Source organism: Dinoroseobacter sp. S375 (assembly GCF_049800775.1).
Lineage (GTDB): Bacteria > Pseudomonadota > Alphaproteobacteria > Rhodobacterales > Rhodobacteraceae > Dinoroseobacter.
On record NZ_JBNAFR010000004.1, the window covers coordinates 345,126 to 361,586 of the forward strand.

General features: G+C 64.0%; 16 protein-coding genes. 7 read left to right on the plus strand and 9 right to left on the minus strand.

From position 1 onward, the window contains the following. Positions 1-88: 88 nt before the first annotated feature. The 6 genes from ACP150_RS12340 to fabD form a co-directional block, all read right to left on the minus strand. Positions 89-1,465, minus strand: coding sequence for a DNA-packaging protein (locus ACP150_RS12340; RefSeq protein WP_424966969.1), 1,377 nt, complete (start codon positions 1,463-1,465; stop codon positions 89-91). 435 nt (positions 1,466-1,900) lie between these two features. After that, the gene (gene mltG, locus ACP150_RS12345; protein ID WP_424966940.1) at positions 1,901-3,055 is read right to left on the minus strand and encodes an endolytic transglycosylase MltG; all 1,155 of its coding nucleotides are present in this window, start codon (positions 3,053-3,055) and stop codon (positions 1,901-1,903) included. Then, on the minus strand, positions 3,055-4,317 hold the full coding sequence (gene fabF / locus ACP150_RS12350) for a beta-ketoacyl-ACP synthase II (RefSeq protein ID WP_424966942.1): 1,263 nt from the start codon (positions 4,315-4,317) through the stop codon (positions 3,055-3,057). The genes mltG and fabF overlap by 1 nt, the downstream gene beginning before the upstream one ends. Before the next feature lie 182 nt (positions 4,318-4,499). After that, on the minus strand, positions 4,500-4,733 hold the full coding sequence (locus ACP150_RS12355; protein ID WP_424966943.1) for an acyl carrier protein: 234 nt from the start codon (positions 4,731-4,733) through the stop codon (positions 4,500-4,502). Between the two features lie 175 nt (positions 4,734-4,908). Further along, a complete protein-coding gene (fabG, locus tag ACP150_RS12360) occupies positions 4,909-5,646 on the minus strand; it encodes a 3-oxoacyl-[acyl-carrier-protein] reductase (RefSeq protein ID WP_424966970.1) in 738 nt (245 codons plus the stop codon). Continuing rightward, on the minus strand, positions 5,646-6,593 hold the full coding sequence (gene fabD, locus ACP150_RS12365; protein ID WP_424966944.1) for an ACP S-malonyltransferase: 948 nt from the start codon (positions 6,591-6,593) through the stop codon (positions 5,646-5,648). The genes fabG and fabD overlap by 1 nt, the downstream gene beginning before the upstream one ends. Before the next feature lie 175 nt (positions 6,594-6,768). Here fabD and ACP150_RS12370 point away from each other — a divergent pair, with 175 nt between their 5' ends. Together ACP150_RS12370 and ACP150_RS12375 are read left to right on the plus strand one after the other, a co-directional pair. Next, positions 6,769-7,989 (plus strand): cytochrome b/b6 domain-containing protein, encoded by a 1,221-nt coding sequence (locus ACP150_RS12370; RefSeq protein WP_424966945.1) that lies wholly within the window; start codon positions 6,769-6,771, stop codon positions 7,987-7,989. A 108-nt stretch (positions 7,990-8,097) separates the two neighbouring features. Beyond that, positions 8,098-8,799: a cyclic nucleotide-binding domain-containing protein gene (locus ACP150_RS12375; RefSeq protein ID WP_424966946.1), complete on the plus strand. Its 702-nt coding sequence runs from the start codon at positions 8,098-8,100 to the stop codon at positions 8,797-8,799. Positions 8,800-8,853: 54 nt separating this feature from the next. Here ACP150_RS12375 and ACP150_RS12380 read toward each other — a convergent pair whose 3' ends face one another. Beyond that, positions 8,854-9,438, minus strand: coding sequence for a YceI family protein (locus ACP150_RS12380; protein ID WP_424966947.1), 585 nt, complete (start codon positions 9,436-9,438; stop codon positions 8,854-8,856). A gap of 318 nt (positions 9,439-9,756) precedes the next feature. Between ACP150_RS12380 and rpsF the strand changes: the two genes are divergently transcribed. The 4 genes from rpsF to ACP150_RS12400 all read left to right on the plus strand — a co-directional run bounded on the left by rpsF (position 9,757) and on the right by ACP150_RS12400 (position 13,138). Next, positions 9,757-10,110, plus strand: coding sequence for a 30S ribosomal protein S6 (gene rpsF / locus ACP150_RS12385; RefSeq protein ID WP_424966948.1), 354 nt, complete (start codon positions 9,757-9,759; stop codon positions 10,108-10,110). A gap of 28 nt (positions 10,111-10,138) precedes the next feature. Then, positions 10,139-10,366: a 30S ribosomal protein S18 gene (gene rpsR, locus ACP150_RS12390; RefSeq protein WP_005982441.1), complete on the plus strand. Its 228-nt coding sequence runs from the start codon at positions 10,139-10,141 to the stop codon at positions 10,364-10,366. 12 nt (positions 10,367-10,378) lie between these two features. Next, positions 10,379-11,008 (plus strand): 50S ribosomal protein L9, encoded by a 630-nt coding sequence (gene rplI / locus ACP150_RS12395; protein ID WP_424966949.1) that lies wholly within the window; start codon positions 10,379-10,381, stop codon positions 11,006-11,008. Positions 11,009-11,176: 168 nt separating this feature from the next. Continuing rightward, positions 11,177-13,138 (plus strand): bifunctional 2',3'-cyclic-nucleotide 2'-phosphodiesterase/3'-nucleotidase, encoded by a 1,962-nt coding sequence (locus tag ACP150_RS12400; protein ID WP_424966950.1) that lies wholly within the window; start codon positions 11,177-11,179, stop codon positions 13,136-13,138. Positions 13,139-13,212: 74 nt separating this feature from the next. Here the strand turns inward: ACP150_RS12400 and tig are convergent, their stop codons facing one another. Next, positions 13,213-14,541 (minus strand): trigger factor, encoded by a 1,329-nt coding sequence (tig, locus tag ACP150_RS12405; protein ID WP_424966951.1) that lies wholly within the window; start codon positions 14,539-14,541, stop codon positions 13,213-13,215. Between the two features lie 409 nt (positions 14,542-14,950). On the opposite strand from tig, the gene ACP150_RS12410 reads away from it, so the two are divergent. Next, positions 14,951-15,226 (plus strand): hypothetical protein, encoded by a 276-nt coding sequence (locus ACP150_RS12410; protein WP_424966952.1) that lies wholly within the window; start codon positions 14,951-14,953, stop codon positions 15,224-15,226. Between the two features lies 1 nt (position 15,227). Here the strand turns inward: ACP150_RS12410 and ACP150_RS12415 are convergent. Next, a protein-coding gene (locus ACP150_RS12415; RefSeq protein WP_424964469.1) for an IS3 family transposase occupies positions 15,228-16,381 on the minus strand; the annotation gives its coding sequence in 2 pieces (ribosomal slippage) (positions 15,228-16,120 and positions 16,120-16,381; 1,155 coding nt in all). Positions 16,382-16,461 lie beyond the last annotated feature (80 nt).

The window sequence follows — 16,461 nt, forward strand, 5'->3', positions numbered from 1 at the left end:
GCGCGCAGGGCGACACCCCGGTCCCCAAGCGGGGATCGGGCCGAGGCCGAGCGGGATTTATGAAGTGCGACCGCGCCGCGACAGGCGGCTACAGCGTGCGGATCTGCGGGTCTGCTTTCGGCTTGGGCGCATCCAGCAGCAATTCGGTCAGCGCCCAAACCAGCGCGTCGACCCGGTCCGGGCTGCCCTTGCCCTTGAACCCGTGATTGGTCATCTGGCACATCTGGTCTTCCAGATCCCCCAGCCCCCGAACATGTTTCACCCGCCCCTGCTCATAGAGCGCGGCAACGGGCTCGGCGCGCACGGCCTTGCCACGGGTGGCGCGCACGGCGCGATAAGGCATCAGGTCATCGACCTGACGCAGGACGGTCTCGACGAGATCGCCGCCCTGATTGACCTCGGCCACAACCCGCTCCGCCTGATGGCGCGCAGCGGCCTCAACGGCGGCCTCGGCCCATTGCAGCGGGGTCTTGGCCGACACGGTCGCGTCCTCCAGGACATAAGCCTTCCAATTGCGCGGATCGCCCTGGGCCATCAGGCCCGCAACCACGATCCCGCAATCATCCGAGCCCTTGTGACCGGTGACCGGCGGGTCCACCGCGACCACGATCCGGTCGAGAACCGGGACGGTCTCGACCCGGTTGGCCTCGATCGCCTCGCTGGTCCAAAGCGCGCCCTCCACATCGTCGAGCAGCACCCCGTCCAACTCCTGACGCCCCAGACGCGTGCCTGCGTAGCGCAACCGGATCTCTTCGAGGAAACTCGCCGCCAGATAGGCGCGGTTGGCTTCCGTCGGCGCGGTGGTCATCACCGTCGAGGTCAGGTTGATGATCTGCTTGAGCAGAGGCACCGCCCGCGGCGTGGTGGTCACGACCTGACGTGGCCGCTCCCCCAGCCGCAGGGCAAACTGCAACATGTCCCAGGTCTCATCGGGCTTGGGCCATTTTGCCAACTCATCAACCCAGGCCGCATCGAATTGCGGCCCGCGCAAGGCCTCCGGATCATTGGCCGAATAGCATTTCGCCGTGGCGCCGTTGGGCCATTCCAGCTGGCGCTTGGTGGCGACCCAGGTCGGTTTCCGGTCCGGCGGGCAGCAGGCGAGGATCCCGCTCTCCCCCTGCACCATCACGTCGCGCACCTGGTCATAGGTTTCCCCCACCAGGGCAATGCGCCGCGAGCGGCCCGGGTCCAGCGGACGCGGACCCTCCACCTCGCGGCGCACCCACTCGGCGCCTGCGCGGGTCTTGCCCGCGCCGCGCCCCCCAAGCACGACCCAAGTCCGCCAGACATCGGCTGGCGGCAACTGATGGGGCAACGCCCAGAATTCGAACAGATAGGGCAAGGCCGCAATGGCATGCTCACTCAGGCTCGACAGGAACGTCTCCGTAACTTCGGGCTCTTCGGAGCTCAGCCAGTCGGCGCCCAATCTCAGCGTTGGCTGCTTCGAGATCGAGGGCACCTGCATGGAGGCCACCGTTTGTCTTTGCGAGTTCGTCTGCAAGACGATCCTCCTCTTTCAGGGCAATCCTGGATATCTCGCGCAGGTCCTTGAGGACGATGCGCAACTCTTTTGTGACTGTCCCATCCGGCTCACCGGTATGTGTCATCTGCTCGACCTTCGCGATCGCGCATTGAACACAGTTTCGCAGGTAGACGACTTCGTCTGCTGCCGCGTCAAGAAAGCTGCCGGGTCGGCATGCTCCGCTTTCGGAGTCTTGGTACATGCTGAAAGGCCTCTCAGGCTTTCCGCACGAGTAAAAGAAAAAGCGACCGGAGATGGCTCCGATCGCTTACCCACTTTTTCTAGCTTGACACAATGTATACTTTCGAGCGTTCGCAAAGTCAAGCACTCTGCTTTAGGTTGTAGCAACACCACCGAACGCATCCGGGCGCAACACCCCTAGTTTGCCTGACGGCTCCGCTCGATTTCCCGCCACCGGGCAACGTTTTCATTGTGCTCCACGAGGGTCCGGGCAAAGGCGTGGCCGCCGGTCCCATCGGCGACAAAAAAGATGTAATCGGTCTCCGCCGGTTGCACTGCGGCCAAGATCGCATCGCGCCCCGGATTGGCGATGGGGGTCGGCGGCAAAGCGGGAATTACATAAGTATTATAGGGCGTTGCCCCACGCAATTCACTTCTCCGCAAACCCCGGCCAAGCGTGCCGACACCGTTGGTGATCCCGTAAATCACAGTCGGGTCCGTCTGCAGGCGCATACCGCGATTGAGCCGGTTCACGAAGACCGACGAGACCACATCGCGCTCTTCGGGCACCGAGGTTTCCTTCTCGATGATCGAGGCGAGGATCAGCGCCTCCTCCGCGTTCTCCAGCGGGATCTCCGGGTCACGTGCCTCCCAGGCCGCGGCGAGGATCCGTGTCTGCGCCTCAGCCATACGTGCAACAATTGCGCTCCGCGACGCGCCGCGCTCCACTTCATAGGTGTCCGGTGCAAGGCTACCTTCCGCCGGAACCGCGCCGATCTCACCGGTCAGGAAATCCGCCTTCTGCAGCGCATCCATGATCTGCCAACTGGTGACCCCTTCCGCGATCGAGATCCGGTGCGCCATGGGCGTGCCCGCTGCGACCAGCGCCGCATAGGGCTCCGGCAAGGGGTCCTCGGGCGCGAACCGCGCGACCAACTCCGCACTGCCATCCCCGGCGCTGCGCTCGGTCAGCCGCGTCTCGGCGCTATCCACCCGGATGAAATAGGTCGCCACATAGCGGAACGACGCCGCCCCGCCGGTGGTCAGGATATCCAGAACCTCCGCCATGGAGGCCCCCGCCGGCAATTCGTAATTCCCGAATTTGAGATCCCCGGCCTGCTCGGTATATTGCGCCCCAAGGCGAAAGATCGTGGCCGAGGAAATCGCCCCCTCCGCCTCCAGCGCATCCGCCACACGGGTCAGGGACGCGCCGCGCGGCACCTCGAAGAAGATCGGCGCGTCCAGAGGCCCGGTGCTCACATAGCTCCGCTGCCCCCACCCGATCACCGCAATCAGCATGACCGCCGCCACGATCAGCAGCGTCATCATGTTGGACGCGAGGGCGCGCCACATCAGTCTGTGACCCGCGCCATCACAAGCGAAGCGTTCGTGCCCCCGAAGCCAAAGGAGTTCGACAGGGCGTAATCCACCTTGCGCTCCCGCTTGACGTTCGGGGCCAGATCCAGCGCGCTCTCCACCGCAGGGGTGTCGAGGTTGATGGTCGGCGGCACCACCTGATCGCGGATCGCCAGGATCGAGAAGATCGCCTCAACGGCCCCCGCCGCGCCCAGCAGATGACCCACTGCGGATTTGGTCGAGCTCATGGTGGCCGAACCAACCGCATCGCCGAGCACACGTTCCACCGCGCCCAGCTCGATCACATCTGCCATGGTCGAGGTGCCATGGGCGTTGATATAGTCGATCTTCGATCCGTCGATCCCGGCCCGCGCCAATGCTGCGCGCATGGCCCGCTCGCCGCCCTCGCCGTCTTCGGAGGGGGCCGTGATGTGATAGGCATCGCCCGACAGGCCATAGCCCACGATCTCGGCATAGATCTTGGCCCCGCGCGCCTTGGCGTGCTCGTATTCTTCCAGAACCACGACACCCGCGCCTTCGCCCATCACGAACCCGTCGCGATCGGCGTCATAGGGGCGGCTGGCGGTCTCGGGGCTGTCCCCGCGCTTGGTGCTCAGCGCCTTGCAGGCGTTGAAGCCGGCGATCCCGATCTCGCTGATCGGGCTTTCCGCGCCGCCCGCGACCATGACATCCGCATCGTCCAGCATGATCAGCCGCGCCGCGTCCCCGATGGCATGGGCGCCCGTGGAACAGGCCGTGACCACTGCATGGTTCGGCCCCTTGAACCCGTGCCGGATCGAAACCTGCCCGGAGACGAGGTTGATCAGCGCGCCCGGGATAAAGAAGGGCGACACCCGGCGCGGACCACGCTCTTTCAACAGAACCGCCGTCTCGGCAATGCTCTGCAACCCGCCAATGCCCGAGCCGATCATCACACCCGTGCGCAGCTTGCCCTCTTCGTCCTCGGGGGCCCAGCCGCTATCGGCCACGGCCTGATCCGCGGCGGCCATCCCATAGAGGATGAACTCATCGACCTTGCGCTGCTCTTTCGGCGCCATCCAGTCGTCAGGGTTGAAGGTGCCGTCGCTGCCATCGCCCCGGGGGACTTCACAAGCATAGGTGGTGGCCAGATGGCTCGCGTCAAAGCGCGTGATCGTGCCCGCCCCCGACTGCCCGGCCAGAAGACGTGTCCATGTCTCTTCGACCCCGCTGGCCAGCGGTGAAACCATTCCCAATCCAGTGACGACGACCCGACGCATGCGCATTCCTCAAAGGTGTTCTCGTTTCGCCACCTGATACACGTGCCGCCCCCCGAGGGGCAAGGCGCAAGCCGCCGCAACAGCGGTATCACGCGAACGAAACCGGGCCCCGAGCCCGCTTCAAAAATGGAAAACGGCGCCTCGAAGGGCGCCGTTTCGAAAAACTCGGTGTGCTGACAGGATCAGCTGGCTTTGCTGATGAAGCCGACAGCGTCGCCAAAGGTCTGGATCGTCTCGGCTGCGTCGTCCGGGATCTCGATGCCGAACTCTTCTTCGAAGGCCATGACCAGCTCAACGGTGTCCAGGCTGTCTGCGCCCAGATCGTCGATAAAGGAAGCGTTCTCGACAACTTTGCCTTCTTCCACGCCCAGATGCTCAACAACGATCTTCTTCACGCGATCCGCAACGTCGCTCATGTCCTAGTCCTCATTCGTGTTCTTGGGTCTTTGCCCGGTGTCGTCAATGTCGCTCGATCGGCGACGATGGTAGCCCGCGCGAGCGGCTGGATCGGTTCCCCGCTCCGAAACTGCGCCGCCTATAACACATGACTTGGCAAAGGCAAACGCTTTCGCAGGAGACCGGCAGCCCGCGTCAGAGCATCGCGAGACCGCCATTCACATGCAGGGTCGTGCCCGTCACATAGCCTGCTTCGGGGCTTGCGAGATAGACGGCCGCGGCCGCAATCTCATCCACATCGCCCATCCGCGCAGAGGGAACCTGCACCAGCAATTTCTGCTTCTGGTCATCGGTCAACTTGTCGGTCATGGCCGTGGTGACAAAGCCCGGCGCGATGGCATTCACGGTGATCCCGCGGCTGGCCACCTCATAGGCGAGGGATTTCGACATCCCCACCATACCCGCCTTGGAGGCCGCGTAATTCGCCTGTCCCGGATTGCCCGTGGCGCCCACCACCGAGCTTACATTCACGATCCGGCCCCAGCGGGCCTTCATCATGCCGCGCATCACGCCCCGGCACAGGCGCATGGTCGAGGTCAGGTTCACCTCGAGCACGGTCGCCCATTCCTCGTCGGACATGCGCATGAACAGGTTGTCCCGCGTGATCCCGGCATTGTTGACCAGAATATCGACCGAGCCCATGGCCGCGATCGCCGCCTTGGGCAGCGCTTCGACCGCCTCGGCATCGCTCAGGTTGCAAGGCAGCACATGGGCGCGCTCGCCCAGTTCGGCGGCCAGCGCCTCGAGCGGTTCGGTGCGTGTCCCACTCAGGCCAACCACCGCGCCCTGCCCGTGCAGAGCCCGTGCGATCGCGCCGCCGATACCCCCGGATGCGCCGGTCACCAGCGCCGCTTTTCCGGTCAGATCAAACATCATGCGTCTTCCTTCTTGTCGCCGAGGGCAGCCACGACATCCGCCGAGGTGCCAATCGCCTTGGTGGCCACGGCGCGATCGATCCGCCGGACCATCCCGATCAGAGCCTTGCCTGCCCCGATCTCCCAGATCTCGGACACGCCCTGCCCGGCCATCCAGCTCACGCTTTCGCGCCAGCGGACCGAGCCGGTGATCTGCTCAACCAGCAGCGCGCGGATCTCGGCCGGATCGGCCACGCCCGCCGCGCGGACATTGGCCACGACCGGCACGCGGGGGGCCTGAATATCAACGGCGGTCAACGCCTCGGCCATCACCTCGGCCGCCGGCCCCATGAGGGCGCAATGGAACGGTGCACTCACGGGCAACAGAACCGCGCGCCGGGCGCCCTTTGCCTTGGCCAGCTCCACCGCGCGTTCCACGGCGGCCTTGTGGCCCGAGACCACGACCTGGCCCGGATCATTGTCATTGGCCGCTTCGCAGATTTCGCCCTGGGCAGCCTCGGCGGCCACCTCTGTCACTGCCTCGAAATCGAGCCCGAGCAGCGCCGCCATGGCGCCGACGCCCACGGGCACGGCCTCCTGCATCGCCTGACCGCGGGTGCGCAGCAGCTTGGCCGTATCGCCGACGCTCAGCGCGCCCGCCGCGGCCAGCGCGGAATACTCGCCCAGCGAATGCCCTGCGACAAACCCGGTCTCGGCCCAATCGAGCCCCTCGGCCTCCAGCGCCCGCAACGCGGCCAGCGAGGTCGCCATCAGCGCCGGCTGGGCATTGGCCGTCAGGGTCAGCGTCTCGGCCTCACCTTCCCAGATCAGCGTGCTGAGCGCCTCGCCCAGCGCGTCATCCACCTCCTCAAACACCGCCTTGGCGGCTGGATAGGCCTCCGCGAGGTCGCGGCCCATCCCAATTGTCTGCGCCCCTTGTCCGGGGAAAACGAAGGCTCGGCTCATGGGAACTCCTGAATGTGGCCCTGAATTTGGCGTCCCGCCTCTTACCCGAGCCCGTGCGCTGGTGCAATCGGTGGCGACAGGTCGCTATCGCCGCACAATGTCTGTGCCTGACCGGCGTTTATCCCGCGCCGTGCAGCCACTAGGTTGCCGCCAAGTCAGAAACGGAGCACGGACAATGGCCCTCAGCAACACCGCCCAGAGCTACGGCAGCCTTTCCAAAGCCCTCCATTGGGCGACCGCGCTGTCGATCCTCGCCCTGATCCCCCTGGGCATCATCGCCAACGGTCTGCCCTTCGACACCAGTGAGCAACTGGCCCGCAAGGCCCTGCTCTTCTCGGTGCACAAGACCCTAGGCGTCACGGTGTTCTTCCTCGCCCTTGTGCGGATCGCGTGGATGATCCGGCAGCCCAAGCCCGCGCCGCTGCATCCCGAGCGGCGGCTGGAAACCTTCGCCGCCGAGATGGTCCATTGGGCGCTTTATGGCGCGCTGGTGCTGGTCCCGCTCTCGGGCTGGATCCACCACGCGGCCACCACGGGTTTTGCGCCGATCTGGTGGCCCTTTGGGCAAAACCTGCCGATGGTGCCGAAATCCGAAACTGTCGCGCATCTCTTTGCCGGGCTGCATATCGTGTTCGAACGGGTGCTGGTGATCGCGCTGGCCCTCCATATTGCCGGGGCGCTGAAGCATCGGATCATCGACAAGGACGGCACGCTGGCGCGGATGCTGCCTGGCGGCGGCGCTGTGGCACCGGCCCCGACCGCGCCGAGCCACCGCGCAACCCATATCCTGCCGCCGCTCGGCGCGATCGCCGGCTTTGCCCTCGCGATTTGGGTCGGCAGCCTGCTCGGGATCTATCACGGCAAGGACGCCGCGCCCGTGGCCCGGGCGGAGCTGGCCGCGGTGGCGTCGGATTGGCAGGTCGAGACGGGCACCCTGTCCATCACCGTGTCGCAGCTGAGCGCCCCGGTCACCGGCGCGTTCGAGGATTGGACCGCCGAGATCGCCTATGACCCCGAGACCCGGACCGGCGAGACAACTGTGACCGTGGCCATTCCCAGCCTGACGCTCGGCTCGGTCACGGGACAGGCGCTGGAGGCAGAGTTCTTCGACGCGACGGCCCATCCGACCGCGACCTACACGGCCACCATCGCCCCGGCACCGGAGGGCTCCGATGCACCGCTTATGGCCACGGGGCTTCTGACGCTCAAAGGGGTCGAACTGCCCCTCGCCCTGCCCTTCGATCTGAGCGTGACCGAGGGGCTGGCCGAGATGACGGGCCGAGCCACGGTGCAGCGCCTCGATTTCGGGATCGGGCCCAGCTATCCGGATGAGGCCAGCGTCGGGTTCGCGGTCGAAATCGACGTGACCCTGACCGCACGGCGGCAGGAGGGCTGACCCCGCCCGCCTCCGCCCCCGGCTGGACATGTCGCAAACTGGATAGCGTCGCCCAACCCGACCCGCCAAACTCCGAAAATCGATTTTTCGGGGCTTGGCCATATCGGCATGAATGACTTTACCACTTTCGCCGTTGCGGACATGGCCGGGTTGGCTGGCGTCTTCTTCTATATCCTGTCCTATTTCCTGTTGCAGATCGGCGTGCTGGCCAGCGACCGCTACACCTATCCGGTGCTCAACCTGCTGGCGGCCGGATACGTGCTCTACAGCCTGCAAACCCATTTCAACCTCGCCTCCGCCGTGATCCAGCTCAGCTGGATCGCGATCAGCCTTTTGGGGATCACCCGGCTCTATGTGATCGCGCACAACACCCGCTTCTCCGAGCAGGAGCGCGGGTTTCTCGACCGCAAGCTGCCCGGCTTTCCACCCCATTGGGCCCGGCGCGTGCTCAACCTCGCCCAGTGGCGCGACATGGCCGCGGGCACGACCCTGTCCCACCAGGCCGAGCCGGTCTCTCACCTGACCTATCTCGTCGACGGCACGGCGGACGTCTTTCTTGACGGCAAACCCATCGCAGAGCTCGGGCCCGGCGCCTTGATCGGCGAGATCAGCTGCCTGCGCGACAGCCCGGCCTCGGCCACGGTGGTGCTGCGGGGCCCGGCGCGGGTCATGCAGATCGATGCGCGCGGGCTGCGACAGCTCTGCCGGCGGACCCAGGGGCTCGACCATATGCTGTCGCTCAGCTTCTCCCATGAAATCCGCGACAAGCTCCTGGAGGCGAACCGGGCCCGCGCGGCTCTGGACCTCTGAATCGCAAAGACGCGCCCCGAGGGGCGCGCCTGTGATCCTGCGGCAGAGCCGGTCTTACTGGGCGATCATCGCCTCGATCGAGATCAGAACCTCAACCTCATCACTGACGAAGGGCGCAAAGGCGCCGACATTGAAATCGGACCGCACCAGCGTGGTGGTCGCGTCAAACCCGGCCCAATCGGTCTTGGCCATCGGATGCTCGCCCATGGCGTTCAGCTTGGCATCGAGCACGACCGACTGGGTGACCCCGTTCAGGGTGAGATCACCGGTGATCAGCGCCGTATCCTCGCCCGTCACCTCGATGCCCGTGGAGGCAAAGGTCACCAGCTCGCTGTCATCATCCGCCCCGAAGAAATCCTCGGCCATGAAATGGTCGAACCGCTTCTCCCAACCCGTGATCATCGAGCGCACGGGCATGGCCACGTTCACCGTCGAATTCTCGGGGCTTTCCTTGTCAAAGGAGATCTCGCCCTCAAACCCGGAGAACATGCCATAGGTCGTCGAATAGCCCAAGTGGTTATAGCTGAAGACGATCTGGCTGTGGCTCGCGTCGAGCACGTATTTCTGCGCCTCGGCATGGGCGACACCGGCGGTCAGCGCCAGAGCGGCGGCAGCGATCGTGGAGGAAAGGAGTTTCATGGTCAGCACCTTGATATGGAGTTATGCGCAGAAAATGGCCCCGCCCGGCCCCGGGGACAATTCCAACCACCTCAACAGTTTCTCTGCACCAGCGCGCAGAGATCTCGCGACGGACAGCCGGGCTTGGCCCGTGTAAGGACCATGTGGATGTCTGCCCGCGCGACGCGGGGCCCAGCGGCGTCGCGGACCCTTGCGTTCACAGGCACAAGGCTTATAAGGCGCGGGTCCCGATCACATGACCCTGCGTGGCCTCTCGTGTGCGGCCCGGGACCGTCGCAAGCCGCCCTATGAAACACGCGTATCAGAACTGGAGAGCGCATGCCGTTTTATGAGCATGTCTTTATCTCGCGTCAGGACCTGTCCAACGCGCAAGCCGAAAGCCTGGTTGAGCATTTCGGAACCGTCCTCGCAGACAATGGCGGCAAGGTCGTCGACAGCGAGTACTGGGGCCTCAAGACCATGGCCTACAAGATCAACAAGAACCGCAAGGGCCACTACGCCTTCCTCAAGACCGACGCCCCGGCGCCGGCCGTGCAGGAAATGGAGCGCCTGATGCGTCTGCATGATGACGTGATGCGCGTCATGACGATCAAGGTCGACGAGCATCCCGAGGGTCCCTCGATCCAGATGCAGAAGCGCGAAGAGCGTGACAACCGTCGCGAACGCCGCTGATCAACGCTTGAGAAAAGGACGCTAACCCATGGCTGCAAAACCATTTTTCCGCCGTCGCAAAGTCTGCCCGTTCTCTGGCGACAATGCACCCAAGATCGACTACAAGGACACCCGTCTTCTGCAGCGCTACATCTCCGAGCGCGGCAAGATCGTCCCGTCCCGTATCACCGCCGTCTCGGCCAAGAAGCAGCGTGAACTGGCCCGTGCCATCAAACGCGCCCGCTTCCTCGCCCTGCTGCCCTACGCCGTGAAATAAGGAGCCGAGCACATGCAAGTCATCCTTCTTGAACGCGTGGCCAAGCTTGGTCAGATGGGCGAAGTCGTCGACGTCAAGCCCGGCTATGCGCGCAACTTTCTGCTGCCCCAGGGCAAGGCGCTGAACGCGTCGGACGCCAACATCAAGCAGTTCGAAGCCCAGAAAGCCCAGCTCGAGGCCCGGAATCTCGAGACGAAGAAAGAAGCCGAGGATCTGGCCGAGAAGCTCGATGGACAGCAGTTCATCGTGATTCGCTCCGCCTCCGACTCCGGCGCGCTCTATGGCTCCGTCACCACCCGTGACGCCGCCGACGCCGCCACCGCGGACGGGTTCTCCCTCGATCGCAAGCAGGTCGCTCTGGCCCGCCCGATCAAGGATCTGGGTCTGCACACCGTGCACGTGACCCTGCACCCCGAAGTGACTGCGGACATCGTTCTGAACGTGGCCCGCTCCACCGAGGAAGCCGAGCTGCAAGCCTCCGGCAAATCCATCCAGGAACTCGCCGCCGAAGCGGAAGCCGAAGCCGAGTTCGAGATCGCGGAACTCTTCGACGATATCGGCTCTGCCGCGTCCGAGGACAGCGATCTCGTGGAGACGGTCGAGGACAAGGCCGCCGACGAGAGCGAGGACGAGCAGCCCTGATCGGGCGCTCCTCCGAGGCATTCGCGCCGTCCGGTCTCCGGGCGGCGTTTTTTTTGGGCGAATAGATGCCACATTGGTAACAGTTTTCCCGAAGGAGGCTCTTTTTTGATGACGGCAAAGGGTTAATTCGTGCAACCATCAGGCGAGTACAGCCAAAGGATCGACCTTATGATTGCTCGACTTTCCCGCCGGAGTTTTCTCGGCACAGCCGCTGGAGCCAGCTTGATCGCCTTGCACCCCTATTCCGCCCGCGCCGCCGCAAATCAGGCGCATCTGCGGATTATGGAAACCACTGACCTGCACGTGCATGTGTTTCCCTACGACTATTACGCGGACCGCCCGCGCGACACGGTGGGCCTCGCCCGGACGGCGGCGCTGATCGACGGAATAAGAGCCGAGGCGACGAATGCGCTGCTGGTTGATAATGGCGACTTCCTGCAGGGCAACCCGATGGGCGACTACATTGCCTATGAGCGCGGCATGAAGGAAGGCGACATGCACCCGGTCATCGCCGCCATGAATGCGGTGGGCTTTGACGCCTCGACCCTTGGCAATCACGAGTTCAATTACGGGCTCGATTTTCTCATGAAATCCCTCGCCGGTGCAGACTTCCCGGTGATCTCGGCCAATGTGGTGCGCGAGATGGGCGCGAGCCCGACCGCCGACAAGACGCTGATCCCGCCTTACGTGATCCTGGATCGGATGGTGACCGACGGCGCGGGCGAAGAGCATGCGATCAAGATCGGGCTGATCGGCTTCGTGCCGCCCCAGATCATGAACTGGGACCGCAAGCATCTGGAGGGCAACGTGCAGGCGCGCGATATCCTCGAGACTGCGCGGGCCTATGTCCCGCAGATGCGCGAGCAAGGTGCCGATATCATCATCGCGCTGAGCCATTCCGGCATCGGCTCCGCACGTGAGACCGACGGGATGGAGAACGCCTCGGTGCCGCTGGCCGCGCTGGACGGGATCGACGCGATCGCCACCGGGCACAGCCATCTGGTCTTCCCCTCGCCCACCTATGCGGATTACGCCGCCGTGGATGCCGAGGCCGGGACGATCCATGGCAAGCCCGCCACCATGGGCGGGTTCTGGGGCTCCCATATGGGTCTGATCGACCTGATGCTCGAGCATGAGGGCGGTGTCTGGCGCGTGGTCTCGTCCGAGACCGAGGCGCGCCCGATCTCCAAGCGCAACGAGGACCGCTCGATCACGCCGCTGGTGGAGAGCCAGCAATATGTGCTCGATGCGGTGCAACAGGACCATGACGACACGCTCGCCTATGTCCGGCGCGCCGTGGGCAAGACCGATGCGCCGCTGCATTCCTACTTTGCGCTCGTGGCCGATGACCCCTCGGTGCAAATCGTCTCGATCGCGCAGAGCTGGTATATCGCCGAGATGCTCAAGGGCACCGAGTATGAAGGCCTGCCGATCCTGTCGGCAGCCGCCCCCTTCAAGGCCGGGGGCCGGGGCGGGCCGGAGTATTACACCGATGTTCCCGCCGGGGATGTGGCGATCAAGAACGTGGCTGACCTCTATCTCTATCCCAACACCGCCCGCGCGGTGCTGGTCACCGGGGCACAGGTCAAGGATTGGCTGGAACGCTCGGCGGGGATGTTCAACCAGATCACGCCCGGCGCCGCCGACCAGCCCCTTCTGAACCCCGATTTCCCCAGCTACAATTTCGACGTGATCGACGGGGTCAGCTACGAGATCGACCTGAGCCAGCCCTCGCGCTTTGACGCCAAGGGTGGGCCGCTCAACCCGACCGCGAGCCGGATCGTCAACCTGACCTATCAGGGCGCGCCACTGGATCCAGAGGCCAAGTTCGTCATCGCGACAAACAACTACCGCGCCTCGGGCGGCGGCAGCTTCCCGGGCACGGGCGACACGATCATCTTCGAGGGGCCGGACACCAATCGCGACGTGATCGTCCGCTACATCGTCGAGCAAGGCACGATCAGCCCGCGCGCCGATGGCAACTGGCGCTTTGCGCCGATGGCCGACACATCGGTCCTGTTCGAGACCGGGCCAAAAGCCGCGGGCTATATCGATGACATCACGGGGCTCGAGATCTCGCCTGCGGGCGAAGGCCCCGAAGGGTTCGCCCAGTTCCGCATCTCGCTCTGATCCATCGGCACCGGCTCAGAAACGCAAAAGGCCGCCCCGAAGGGCGGCCTTTGTCATTCATGTGAGCGCTCGGCTCAGATGTCGTCTTCGAGCGCCTCGACAGCCGCTTGCAGCTCGTCCTTGGTGACCTCTTTCTCGGTCAGCGTGGCCAGCTCGAACACGTAATCCACGACCTTGTCTTCAAAGATCGGCGCGCGCAGCTGCTGCTGCATCTGCTGGTTCTGCTGGATGAATTCAAAGAACTGACGCTCCTGCCCCGGGTACTGACGCGCCTGCGCCATGATCGCCTGGGTCATCTCGGATTCAGTCACCTGAATGTCGTTCTTCTGGCCCAGCTCGGCCAGCAGCAGGCCCAGACGCACACGGCGCTCGGCGAGCTTGGTGTGCTCTTCGGTGGCCTCGATCTCGGGGTGATCATGGCCCTGAACCTCGGGGTTCTCTTCGTGCCACAGCTGATGCGCGATCTGGCCCGCTTCGGCCTCAACAAGGCTCGGCGGAAGCTCGAACTGCACCAGCGTGTCCAGCTCGTCCAGCAGCTTGCGCTTCATCACGGCCCGGGCGGCACCGGCATATTCGGCCTCAAGGCGCTCGGTGATCTGGCCCTTCAGCGCGTCGAGGTCTTCGGCCCCGAACTGCTTGGCCATCTCGTCATCGACCTCGGCGGCTTTCGGTGCCTTCACTTCCTTGATCTTGCACTCGAACACGGCGGCTTTCCCGGCCAGATGCTCGGCCTGGTACTGCTCGGGGAAGCTGACCTCGACATTCTTCTCTTCACCGGCAGAGGTGCCGACGAGCTGCTCTTCGAAGCCCGGGATGAAGGAGTTCGACCCAAGGGTCAGCGGATAGTCTTCGGCGGCGCCACCATCGAACGCCTCGCCATCGACCTTGCCGAGGAAGTCGATCACGACCTGATCGCCATCTTCGGCAGCACCTTCCTTGGTCTCGAAGGACTTGGCGTTCTCGGCGAGGTTCGACAGGGCCTCGGCCACGGCCTCTTCATCGGCCTTCACCACCAGCTTCTCGAGCGACACGGTGCTGAAATCGGTGTCGGGGACATCGGGCAGAGCCTCATAGCTCATGGCAACCTCGATATCGTCGCCTTCCTTCCAGTCCTCGTTGGTCATCTTGACCTCGGGCTGCAGGGCCGGACGGTCACCGCTGTCCTCGAAATGCTTGGACATGGCGCCATCGATGGATTCCTGCATCGCTTCGCCGAGCAGCTTGGGCCCGAACTGCTTTTTCAGCAGTGCCATCGGGACCTTGCCCTTGCGGAAGCCCTTCATCTCGATTTCGGGCTGAGCTTCTGCGAGCTTTTCATTGACCTTGGCATCGAGCTCATCGGCGGTCACAGTGATCGAATAGCCGCGCTTGAGGCCTTCATTGAGGGTCTCGGTGACGTTCATGTCATCCCCTATCGGTTCAGTTCGGAAAGGCGGAAACGACCTCCGCCAGCAGGTAAATCAGCCGATCTTCTATGTGCGCAGCGGCAAGGGTGCAAGGGGGGAATCGGCCCCGAAGCGGCGTGATCCGGGGGACAAGCGCGGCACAGGGGCGAACCGGGTGCCTCTGAGCCGGTCAGGCCGCCGCCAGCGAGGCGTCTTCGGTCCCCCGATAGCGCGACCCCGGGCCGCTGCGCGGCGCCTCACGCGGGGTTTGGCGCGCGCCTCGCCAAGGGTCCGAGCCGAGCAGGCCGCCCGAGAGAGCCCGGGCGCAACCTAACGCCCTCCTCACGACCACATCACAACGCGGCAGGATCCTGCGGGGGCGACGTGTCGGAATTGTACGTCGCGCAGAACTCGTATGGAGGACAGTATGTTATTCTTGAAAGGCCATGGTGGTCACGCAATCTATGACGATCCGAGCACGGGCTATTCAATGTCCCACGCGTCGGAGGCCAGATCCGTGTGCGGTTTTGGCGTCGCTCAAAGCTACCCGGACTGGACCGATGCAAATCTTGGAAAGTTTGGCTATCTCTGCCTGTCCGACGAAGATGCCCCCCACGGCGCAGCGGTCCTGCATGCACTGACACATGACGCGTCGGACATGATCGTGAGCTACTCCCCAATGTTTGGACAGTTTCCGGCGTGATCTAAGCTACTCTCTGCTCCTGCTGATCGGGTTGGGTTTCGTCTTTTCTCAGCCAATAGACCATGGCTGGCGGTTGGCCGCCAAGGGCGGAATGGGGGCGCTTGCGGTTGTAGAACTCGATCCATTTTCCGACACCCGCCGTCGCCTCTGATCCGGTTTCCCAAGCGTGCAGGTAGACGCATTCGTATTTGAGGCTTCGCCAGAGCCGTTCCACGAAGATGTTGTCGAGGAAGCGTCCCTTGCCATCCATCGAGATGCGCACGCCGGATCGCCGCAGCCGGTCGGTCCAGGCAAACGACGTGAACTGGCTGCCCTGGTCGGTGTTCATGATCTCGGGCGGGCCGAAGCGGTGGATCGCCTCGTTCAGCGCCTCGACGCAGAAGTCTGCTTCCAGCGTGTTGGATATGCGCCAGGCCAGCACCTTGCGGGTGTACCAGTCCATGACCGCCACCAGATACAGGAACCCACGCCGCATCGGCAGATAGGTGATATCTGCGGCCCAGACCTGGTTGGGCCGGGTCACCCGCAAACCGCGCAACAGATAGGGATACGTCTTGTGCCCCTTCGCCGCCTTGCTGGTGTTGGGCTTCTGGTAGATCGGCATGAGCCCCATCAGCCGCATCAATCGGCGGATACGCTTCTCGTTGACCAGATGTCCCTCGTTGCGCAGGTGCCAAGTCATCTGCCGGACACCGAAGAACGGTGTTTCCAGGAACTGCTCGTCGATCTGACGCATCAGCATCAGGTTCATCGCCGTCTCGCCCTTGGGCGTGTAGTAGAATGATGACCGCGAGATCGACAGCAGCCTGCACTGTTTGCCAATCGACAGATCGGTATTGGCTGGTTCAACCATCTTCCGCCTCACTTGCCGGTCCACGGTTTGAGCTTTCGTGACAGAAAATCATTGGCCACAGCCAGCTCCCCGATCTTGGCGTGCAGGTCCTTGACCTGTTCTTCGTCCACTTCCGGCGTCTTTCGGCCACCACGCTCGAGCACGCCAGACGCGCCTTCAAGCAGCGCACGCTTCCAGCTGTGGATCATCGTCGGGTGAACGCCAAACTGGCTTGCCAACTCAGCAACCGTCCGCTCGCCCTTCAATGCCTCAAGCGCAACTTTGGCCTTGAACTCAGGCGAATGGTTCTTCCGTTTCGACATCTCTGATCTCCTCTTCGTCGAAGATCAGCAGACAGCAATTCGTAGCTTACGTCAGTGTCCGAATTTCGGGGGGTAGCTCA

What these genes read in the sequence shown, in the direction of transcription:
- ACP150_RS12340 (WP_424966969.1), bottom strand. Translation starts at nt 1,465, where the DNA reads ATGCAGGTGCCCTCGATCTCGAAGCAGCCAACGCTGAGATTGGGCGCC.
- mltG (WP_424966940.1), bottom strand. Translation starts at nt 3,055, where the DNA reads ATGTGGCGCGCCCTCGCGTCCAACATGATGACGCTGCTGATCGTGGCG.
- fabF (WP_424966942.1), bottom strand. Translation starts at nt 4,317, where the DNA reads ATGCGTCGGGTCGTCGTCACTGGATTGGGAATGGTTTCACCGCTGGCC.
- ACP150_RS12355 (WP_424966943.1), bottom strand. Translation starts at nt 4,733, where the DNA reads ATGAGCGACGTTGCGGATCGCGTGAAGAAGATCGTTGTTGAGCATCTG.
- fabG (WP_424966970.1), bottom strand. Translation starts at nt 5,646, where the DNA reads ATGTTTGATCTGACCGGAAAAGCGGCGCTGGTGACCGGCGCATCCGGG.
- fabD (WP_424966944.1), bottom strand. Translation starts at nt 6,593, where the DNA reads ATGAGCCGAGCCTTCGTTTTCCCCGGACAAGGGGCGCAGACAATTGGG.
- ACP150_RS12370 (WP_424966945.1), top strand. Translation starts at nt 6,769, where the DNA reads ATGGCCCTCAGCAACACCGCCCAGAGCTACGGCAGCCTTTCCAAAGCC.
- ACP150_RS12375 (WP_424966946.1), top strand. Translation starts at nt 8,098, where the DNA reads ATGAATGACTTTACCACTTTCGCCGTTGCGGACATGGCCGGGTTGGCT.
- ACP150_RS12380 (WP_424966947.1), bottom strand. Translation starts at nt 9,438, where the DNA reads ATGAAACTCCTTTCCTCCACGATCGCTGCCGCCGCTCTGGCGCTGACC.
- rpsF (WP_424966948.1), top strand. Translation starts at nt 9,757, where the DNA reads ATGCCGTTTTATGAGCATGTCTTTATCTCGCGTCAGGACCTGTCCAAC.
- rpsR (WP_005982441.1), top strand. Translation starts at nt 10,139, where the DNA reads ATGGCTGCAAAACCATTTTTCCGCCGTCGCAAAGTCTGCCCGTTCTCT.
- rplI (WP_424966949.1), top strand. Translation starts at nt 10,379, where the DNA reads ATGCAAGTCATCCTTCTTGAACGCGTGGCCAAGCTTGGTCAGATGGGC.
- ACP150_RS12400 (WP_424966950.1), top strand. Translation starts at nt 11,177, where the DNA reads ATGATTGCTCGACTTTCCCGCCGGAGTTTTCTCGGCACAGCCGCTGGA.
- tig (WP_424966951.1), bottom strand. Translation starts at nt 14,541, where the DNA reads ATGAACGTCACCGAGACCCTCAATGAAGGCCTCAAGCGCGGCTATTCG.
- ACP150_RS12410 (WP_424966952.1), top strand. Translation starts at nt 14,951, where the DNA reads ATGTTATTCTTGAAAGGCCATGGTGGTCACGCAATCTATGACGATCCG.